This window comes from Vibrio sp. OPT46 (assembly GCF_015163535.1).
GTDB lineage: Bacteria > Pseudomonadota > Gammaproteobacteria > Enterobacterales > Vibrionaceae > Vibrio > Vibrio alginolyticus.
The window spans coordinates 86,267-95,252 of the sequence record NZ_JADDYG010000092.1 but is presented as its reverse complement, the minus strand read 5'-3'; the positions used below and the strand labels follow the sequence as shown (position 1 = coordinate 95,252).

The following is an 8,986-nucleotide window of genomic DNA, read 5'->3' as shown; positions in this document are numbered from 1 at the left end:
GCCCCATAGACGGTTCGTCCAACAAAATCATCTTCGGTCGAGCCATTAACGCTCGGCCAATCGCTAACATTTGTTGCTCACCGCCAGACAAATAGCCCGCCAGGCCAGTGCGCTCTTTGAGTCGCGGGAAATAGTCAAACACCATTTCGATGTCTTGTTCAACTTCGTTGTCAGTGCGTGTATAAGCGCCTAAGCGAAGATTTTCTATTACCGTCATATCTTCAACAATTCGGCGCCCTTCCATAACTTGGAAGATGCCCGAACGGACGATCTCTTCCGGGCTTTTGTTGTCTATACGCTCGCCCATGAAGTTGATTTCGCCGCGCGTCACTTCACCATCTTCGGTTTTCAATAAACCAGAAATGGCTTTCAACGTTGTGGATTTACCCGCACCGTTGGCGCCCAGTAAGGTCACAATCTGCCCTTTTGGAACTTCTAAACTCACACCGCGAAGTACTAGTATTACTTCGTCGTAGACGACTTCAATGTTGTTCACTGAAAGCAGTATTTCTGCCGGTTCGATATTCGTTGCTAATTCAGCCATCAAGCTACTCCTTGCTAGGGTGAGAGTGTTCTCTCACCCATCCTTATTTTCAGTAAGCTTTGTTATTAATAAGTCGTAGATTAGTAACCTAGCCAATCGTCACGACGTGACAATGTCACCTGAGATACTTTCTTAATATCAACTGCGCCGCCATCGTTGTTGCCCATAAAGACGTTCACGGTTGTTGTGCCTCGGTGATCTTCCGGTTTCCAGTTCGCAGGGACACAAACACCTTCTAAGCCTTGTGGTACCCAGTTGTCATGGACATACATGCCCTTCTTGATGTTTTCACCTGTGATACCACCGTTGTCTTTCGCCCACTCCATTGCTTCTTTCATATAGAACGCAGAACAAATACCGCGAATGTAATGGTGAGTTCTGAATTCGCCCGGCTCTGATTCAGACTGCTTAGAAATCTCACGAACCAGCTTCATGCCTTCGTTATCGTCTCCCCAAAACGCCGTCATACCTGGGAAAACGTAATCTTTAAGGCCATCGCCTGCTGCTTCAAGCACTGGCTTGTCGCCGCCCCAAATGTTTGCCATGTACTGGAACTCTGTCCCAACCGTGTTACAAGACTTCACTAGTGAGATAACCGAGCTACCGATATTGGCAATGTAACCGTAGTTGGTGCCTGACTCTTTCAGCGACAAACATTGCGCTTTGAAGTCCCCTGGTTTTAGTGACACAACGACTGGGTTTTGCACATCAAAACCAAGCTCTTTGGCGTACTCTGCACACGCTTCTTTTGGCGCATTCGGGAATGGATGGTTATCGCCAATGTGCGTAAATTTCGGCGCACCTTGATTGCCCTTAGATTCCCAATCTTCTTTCGCCCACTTAACTAGCGCACGGCACGCATCTGAGTACGACGCACCATAAAAGAAATTATAAGGCGCTGGTTTCGCGGTTTTTGGGTTTTTGCCAGTTGGGTCAGTTAAGTGACCAGAGTAAGAAGCAGAGAACACCGGCACTTTGTCTTTGGTGACAAACGAAATAAGTGCTTCGGTATCCGCCGTACCCCAACCTTGCAGCGCAACCATGTCTTTACGCGCCACCCAACGTTTATAGTTAGAAATCGCCACTGGTACTTTGTACGCCATGTCTACTGTTTCAAATTCGAGCTCGGTACCGTTAATGCCACCGTTTTGGTTAATCCAACGCAATGCGTCTCGCACGCCAGAACCATAAGGCTTGCTCACATAGGCAGTTGGTCCAGAAAAGTCGACTAATTGCCCGACAAACACAGAATCTTTTGCCCAAGTTGTGGTAGTAAACAGTGCAGATGACAGCACCAACGTTGTCGCTAAATGTCCTTTGTTCATAACTCGTTGTCCTTGTTATTGAGGTATATTCCACTTAATTCCACGTTAATATGAGAACGGATAGTGTTTCCAATATGCTCGAATCTGTTGCCAGCGATGCGATAATCCTTGAGGTTCGAAAATGAGGAACAGCATGATGACTAAACCAATCGCCATTTCTTTGAAGTAAGCCAGACCATCAGTGAAAGCGGTGGTATCACCAAACGCTGAAAGCCCCGTTACGCCAAACTCTAAAACTTCAGGTAGAAGTACGATAAATATCGTACCCATCAGCGTACCTTTGACTGAGCCTAAGCCACCAATGATGATCATGGCCAAGAACTGGATAGACATCATGATGGTGAAGCCTTCTGCTGATACAAACCCTAGATAATGTCCGTAGAGTGCGCCCCCGATGCCAGCATAGAATGCACACACTCCAAATGAGAGCAGACGATACTTAGTTAGGTTGATGCCCATGATCTCTGCTGACAGATAGTGATCTCGTACTGAGACAAACGCGCGACCGTCACGAGAACGGATTAAGTTTGATGCCCACATATACATGAAGATCAGCGCAAACAGAGCGATATAGAAAAAGCTTTCGTCAGTCGTAAACTCAAAGCCAAACAAATTAATTGGGTTCGCGCTAGCACCGTATGAGCCGCCACTGAACCAATCTGCGCGAGCAAAGAAGTCCTCTAGAATAAACTGCGCCGCCAACGTTGCGATAGCTAGGTATAAACCTTTAATTCGAGCCGCTGGCAGACCAAACAGCATCCCCACAATCATGGTTAAGTAACCCGCGAGCGGAATCGCAAACACGACTGGAATGTTAAACTGGTTATTTAACCAAGCCGATGCAAAGGCGCCAAAGCCAAAGAACGCACCGTGACCTAGCGAGATTTGTCCGGTAAAACCAACCAGAATGTTTAAGCCCAATGCCGCGATACCGAGGTATGCAATCTGAATAAACAGGTTTAGGAAGTAAATATCCAAGACCAGCGGTGCTGCCAGCATGGCGATGACACCTGCAATCGCAAGGCTTCTGATGGTTTTGGTTTCAAAAATTGGCGTATCGCTTTTGTATGTGGTTCGAAAATCCCCACATGGGCGCATGCTAAGTTGAGCCATGTTATTTCTCCTTAAATACGCTCAATATCTTTGGTACCAAACAGGCCATATGGCTTGAAGGCAAGAATGATTAACAGCACATAGAATGGTGCGATGTTGTACAGGTTACCCACTTGCAGGTATTGGCTATCAAAAAACTCAGCCAAGTTTTCTAGCACCCCGATGGTGATACCACCGACAATTGCGCCGACTACCGAATCTAAGCCACCTAAAATAACGGCTGGGAAAACTTTGATACCAATAATGGATAGCGCGTCAGATACGCCGTTAACGATACCGATAACAATCCCTGCTGTTGCAGATACCATTGCCGAAATGGCCCAACTGATGGCGAACACTTTCTTGATGGAAATGCCAAGACTCTGGGCTACTTGCTGGTTAAATGCCGTTGCGCGCATTGCCAGACCCATTTTGCTGAATTTGAAGAACCAGTAAAACGCGCCCATGATGAGCATTGAGAAGATCAAACTCAGAATGTAAGCAAACTCAACATTCAAACCTCCGATATTCACCACGTTGGTTTCAAACACTTGCGGGTACGACACAGCAGAGACGCCAAATATCCACTTCATCAGCGCTTGGAAAAACATCGATAGACCGATGGTCACCATGATCACAGAAATAATCGGTTCACCAATCAACGGTCTGAGCACAATGGTTTGCACGGCGATACCAAAAATCATCATGAACGCGAGCGTGAGTAAAAAGCCAATAAAGAACGGTAACTGTAGGTGCACCAATGCCGCCCAACATACCCACGCGCCAATCAACAAGAACTCACCCTGAGCAAAATTGACCACCTGGGTCGATTTGTAAATCAATACAAAGCACATGGCGACAACGCCATACAACATGCCAACGATCACGCCATTAATGACGAGTTGCAGTAATAAATCCGTATTCACTATGCGATCCTCCGTTGTTCGCTATCCACTAGTGTTGGCTCATGCTCAATAAGCGTTTCAATAACTAGCGACGTTTGAATGCGTGTTTTAGTGCCATCTTGATAAGTGATCACTGTATCGACATCGACTTTTGGATCGTCGCTGTAGATGGTTTCGATGATGTCTCCGTATTTCTCTGCAACCACACCACGACGCACTTTACGCGTACGAGTTAACTCGCCATCGTCGGCATCCAGCTCTTTGTAAAGTAGAATGAATTTGCTGATCTTCTGTGCATCCGGTAGGGATTCGTTCACTTTTTGAACTTCTTCACGAATCGCTTGGTACACTTCTGGTTGAGCAGATAAGTTGGTGTAGTTGGTAAATGCCAAGCCGCGTTGCTCTGCCCACTTCGCGACGATCGCATAGCGAATACAGATGATGGCAGACAGCCAAGGTCGACCTTTACCTACCACCACGGCTTCTGCAATAAACGGCGAGAACTTGAGTTTGTTTTCAATGAACTGCGGAGAGTAGCGGTCGCCGTGGCTGGTTTCCGACATATCTTTCAGACGATCAATCACCACCAAGTGACCGGAATCTTTAAAATAGCCCGCATCGCCTGTGTGCATCCAACCATCTTGAACATCTTCATCATATGCTGCTTGGTTGTTTAAGTAGCCAGTAAACATGCCTGTACTTTTCGCGATGATTTCACCAACGCCATTGCTGTCTGGGTTGATGACTTTCACTTCTGCATTATCAAACGCAACGCCAACCGAATCATAGTCCACGTCATCGGCTTGGTGGACGGTGTACGCACCACACATTTCGGTTTGACCGTAAAGCTGCTTGAGTGGTACACCGATCGCTTGCAAGTAACGGAAAGTGTCAGGCCCCATCGCCGCGCCGCCCGTTGCAGCAGATGTTAGGTTCGAAAAGCCTAAACGGTCTCGCAAAGCACGCAAAAGAATCCATTCGGCGAGTTTAGAACGTTTGCCCTGCTCTAACGCTTTGTTGGCTAAGCTCATGCCCAGTTTGTACATCTTTTGCTTAAACGGTGTCGAATCCATCATTCGTGCAGACACGTCTGCCACAATGTTTTCCCACACTCGCGGCGCTAACAGCACAAAGTTTGGACCGATTTCACGCAAGTCGGACATCATGGTTTCTTGTTCTTCCACAAAGTTAACGATTTGACGAGAAATCAACGCCTGACCAACCACGTAAACCTGCTCCATAATCCAAGGCAAAGGCAGAACAGAAACGTAGTTGTCGCCTGGGGAACGAGGGTCTGCACGCAAGTAAGCCGCACAGTGATCCAAGAACGTGCCACTGTGTAGCTGAGCCAATTTTGGTTTAGAAGTCGTACCCGACGTTGTACAAAGAATTGAAAGATCGCTGCCTTTGGTTTCAACAACCATATTGAGATATTTGTCTGGGTCCGCTTTATCAATCAGCTGACCTTTTTTGTAGACCTGTTCAACATCAATCAATCTTGGATCATCGTATTTACGCATTCCACGAGGATCGCAGTAAATAATGTATTCAACGCTAGGAATTTCATCACCAAGCTCAAGCAGCTTGTCGCATTGCTCTTCATCTTCGGCAATCACGACTTTTGCTTTTGCATAGTTGATAAGGTACGCCACCTCTTCGTGCATAGAATCTTGATAGATGCCCAGCGAGAAACCTTTGATCGCATGTGCCGCTAACTCGCCCCATACCCATTCCGGGCGGTTATCACCTAGCAAACCAACGACATCTTGCTCACCAATACCCAAATCTCGTAGTGCCAGTGCCATCCACTTGACGCGGTTTTCATAATCTTTCCAAGTGAACTCTCGCCATATACCAAACTCCTTTTCACGCATTGCGACTTGTTCGGGCCAGTTCTTGGCATTGTGTTGCAACACTTTTGGAAAGGTATCTAAGCGGGTTATATCTGCCCAATCATTATGTTGCTGTGCCATTATGCACTCTCCTCTAATGTCGGTAGCTCTTCGCCTAAGTACGCTTGTTTCACATGTGGGTTGGCCATCACTTCTTCAGGCTCACCCGTAGCAATGTGTTTCCCGAAATCCAAAACCAAAACGCGATTAGAGATGTCCATGACCACGCCCATGTCGTGCTCAATCATGATGATCGTGATATCTAATTCTTCATTCAGATCCATGATGTAACGTGCCATGTCTTCCTTTTCTTCCAAGTTCATACCTGCCATTGGTTCATCAAGCAGCAGTAACTTAGGTTTTAAGGCAATGGCACGAGCAAGCTCTACACGCTTACGTAAGCCGTAAGATAGCGTGCCTGCAGTCGCTTTTCGGATGTGCTGGATTTCTAGAAAATCGATCACGTCTTCCACATATTTGCGGTGCGCCATCTCTTCTTTCTGCGCATTGGAGAACCAATAGAGTGGCCCCGTGACGAAGTTATTTTTCAGTAGGTGGTGTCGGCCAACCATGATGTTGTCCAGTACCGACATATGAGAAAAGAGCGCTAAGTTTTGGAAGGTTCTTCCCAGCCCTAACTCAGCTCGTTGGCTTGGTGTACGTTTAGTTACGTCATCTCCAGCGAAGATTACAGAGCCTTTGTTTGGTGTGTATCGACCAGAGATGCAATTGAGCATTGAGGTTTTACCTGCACCGTTTGGACCAATGATTGAAAAAATTTCCTTTTCATTCACATGGAAGCTCACGTCAGTTAAAGCTTTCACCCCACCAAAAGCCAATGAAATATCGTTTACCTGCAACAGAGGCGATTCCGATACCATAGTTGATCTCCCTTTCGTTATTTTAAGTGCGTTCCATTGAGCACTATTTGATCAAACCTAACTTTGATACTGGTAACCGCTTTTACACCTATGCATCAACTTTGTATTCAGTTTACGTAAACGTCAATTTAAAATCAGAATAGTGCCTGAAAGATTAAGTTGCAATCGAGTTCATCGAGAAAGATTTGAACTAACGCAAACTTTAAGTAAATAAATTGTTAATAAAAATTATTCTCAAACGCTTACATATTTGGATAGTTCGGACCACCACCACCTTCTGGCGGAGTCCAGGTAATATTTTGACTTGGATCTTTGATGTCGCAGGTCTTACAGTGGATACAGTTGGCCGCATTTATTTGCAGCTCTGGCTGCTGCTCCCCCTGTACGATTTCATACACGCCAGCCGGACAATAGCGCTGTGCTGGCTCTGCATATAATTCAAGGTTCTGCTCAATAGGGATCCGCTGGTTCTCCAGTCGTAAGTGGCATGGTTGATCTTCCTCATGGAAGATATTGGATAGATAAACGGAAGAGAGGCGATCGAAACTTAACACGCCATCAGGCTTCGGATAGACAATTTCATTGCTGTTTTCCGCCAATAACAGAGACTGATGATCAGGCTTATCACAGCGGATATGCCACTTAGCTTTACCTTTTAACACGTTATGTTCCAGCAGCGCTAAACCACCGCCCAGCCACGATCCAAAGCGGTGGATTCCACTTGAGAAGTTACGTGCTTGATAAAGCTCTTCATACAGCCAAGACTGTTTGAAATGCTTTTGATAATCAGCAGTAACTGACTGACTCTCAAGGGCTTCACATACTGCTTCAGCGGCAAGCATGCCAGATTTCATTGCGGTGTGTGTGCCTTTGATTTTAGCGCCGTTAAGTGTTCCTGCATCACAGCCAATTAACAAGCCACCAGCAAACTGCTGCGTGGGAAGCGAATGAAAGCCGCCCTTGGTGATCGCTCTCGCGCCATAGCTAATACGCTTCCCATTTTTGAGGTATTGCTCAATCAACGGGTGGTGTTTAAAACGTTGAAACTCATCAAATGGACTCAAGTGCGGATTCTTATAATTCAAGTCAACAATCAACCCGACGGCAACTTGGTTTCCCTCTAAATGGTAGAGATAACTGCCACCTGTAGCTTCATTTGATAACGGCCAACCTAATCCGTGCACTACTAAACCTTGCTGATGCTGCTCTGATGGGATTTCCCACAGCTCTTTAAAACCGATAGCGTAGTGTTGAGGCGTTTTCTCTTCAGCAAGATTAAATCGGTTAATCAACTGCTTACCAATATGCCCCCGTGCGCCTTCAGCAAATAAAGTAAACTTCGCTCGCAGTTCAATACCAGGTTCGAAATTTCCTTTTTGTTCACCATTTTTATCTAATCCCATATCGCCCGTGATCACGCCACAAACACGACTATCTTCATCGATGATCGCTTGACTGGCGGTAAAACCTGGGTAGACCTCCACCCCCAAGTTCTCAGCCTGCAACGCCATCCATCGGCATAGACTGCCCAAACTTATGATGTAATTACCTTTGTTATGTAACGTATTAGGCACCGCCCAAGAAGGCAGTTCATGACCATTGATTTCATTGCCTAGATAGTAGGTTTTATCTTGGTTTACTTTGGTATTGAGCGGAGCGCCTTTCTCTTGCCAGTCGGGAAAAAGCTCATCCAAACTTCGCGTTTCAAACACCGCACCCGATAAAATATGCGCTCCAACTTCAGAACCTTTTTCTACCACGCAAACAGAGAGGTCTTGTTCTTTTTCTACTGCTAATTGTTTGATTCGACATGCCGCAGACAAGCCTGCGGGACCTGCGCCTACAATCAGAACATCAAATTCCATGCAGTCTCTTTCCATGATTGCATTCCTTTTTCTTTGCATGTTGCCAACTTGTTAATCAACAATATATTTAAAGTTGACGCAAACGTAAAGGTAAATTAACATCATTTTAAAGACGTCATCACATCGTCTTCACTGTAAACACATAGTCTTCACTGTAAAAGGAATCTAACGTGAAAATACTAGTGCCAATAAAAAGGGTCATTGATCCCTACGTTAAAGTTCGCGTGAAAGCGGACCATAGCGATGTTGAAACCAATAACGTCAAGATGACGATTAATCCATTTTGCGAAATAGCCGTTGAAGAAGCCGTACGACTAAAGGAGCAAGGTATTGCAGATGAAGTCATCGTTGTCAGTGCCGGCGGTAGCCAGTGTCAGGAGCAACTACGTACCGCGCTTGCATTAGGCGCCGATCGCGCTATTCATGTCGATACTGAAGACAAAATAGAGCCATTAGTTGTTGCTAAGCTGCTCAAAGCTCTA

The 8,986-nt window shown here is 46.0% G+C and carries 7 protein-coding genes and 1 pseudogene; 1 reads left to right on the top strand and 7 read right to left on the bottom strand.

The genetic code is table 11. From position 1 onward, the window contains the following. From IQR33_RS32245 to IQR33_RS03815, 7 genes and pseudogenes are all read right to left on the bottom strand, one after another. A pseudogene (locus IQR33_RS32245) lies at nt 1-544 on the bottom strand (ABC transporter ATP-binding protein); the annotation flags it as partial. Between the two features lie 80 nt (nt 545-624). Beyond that, entirely contained in the window at nt 625-1,869 is a 1,245-nt protein-coding gene (locus IQR33_RS03840; protein WP_033906430.1) for an ABC transporter substrate-binding protein, read from the bottom strand. A 45-nt stretch (nt 1,870-1,914) separates the two neighbouring features. Beyond that, on the bottom strand, nt 1,915-2,982 hold the full coding sequence (locus IQR33_RS03835; protein WP_005382737.1) for a branched-chain amino acid ABC transporter permease: 1,068 nt from the start codon (nt 2,980-2,982) through the stop codon (nt 1,915-1,917). Between the two features lie 11 nt (nt 2,983-2,993). Beyond that, nucleotides 2,994-3,887 (bottom strand): branched-chain amino acid ABC transporter permease, encoded by an 894-nt coding sequence (locus IQR33_RS03830; RefSeq protein WP_005373295.1) that lies wholly within the window; start codon nt 3,885-3,887, stop codon nt 2,994-2,996. Beyond that, nucleotides 3,887-5,839 (bottom strand): long-chain fatty acid--CoA ligase, encoded by a 1,953-nt coding sequence (locus tag IQR33_RS03825; RefSeq protein ID WP_005373296.1) that lies wholly within the window; start codon nt 5,837-5,839, stop codon nt 3,887-3,889. The genes IQR33_RS03830 and IQR33_RS03825 overlap by 1 nt, the downstream gene beginning before the upstream one ends. After that, nucleotides 5,839-6,639, bottom strand: a complete 801-nt coding sequence (locus IQR33_RS03820; RefSeq protein WP_005373297.1) for an ABC transporter ATP-binding protein — start codon at nt 6,637-6,639, stop codon at nt 5,839-5,841. Before IQR33_RS03820 ends, IQR33_RS03825 begins: the two co-directional genes overlap by 1 nt. A 242-nt stretch (nt 6,640-6,881) precedes the next feature. Then, a complete protein-coding gene (locus IQR33_RS03815; RefSeq protein WP_193837953.1) occupies nt 6,882-8,519 on the bottom strand; it encodes an electron transfer flavoprotein-ubiquinone oxidoreductase in 1,638 nt (545 codons plus the stop codon). A 155-nt stretch (nt 8,520-8,674) separates the two neighbouring features. Between IQR33_RS03815 and IQR33_RS03810 the strand changes: the two genes are divergently transcribed. Further along, nucleotides 8,675-8,986 (top strand): electron transfer flavoprotein subunit beta/FixA family protein (locus tag IQR33_RS03810; protein WP_416222669.1); only part of this gene is annotated, 312 nt, incomplete at its 3' end.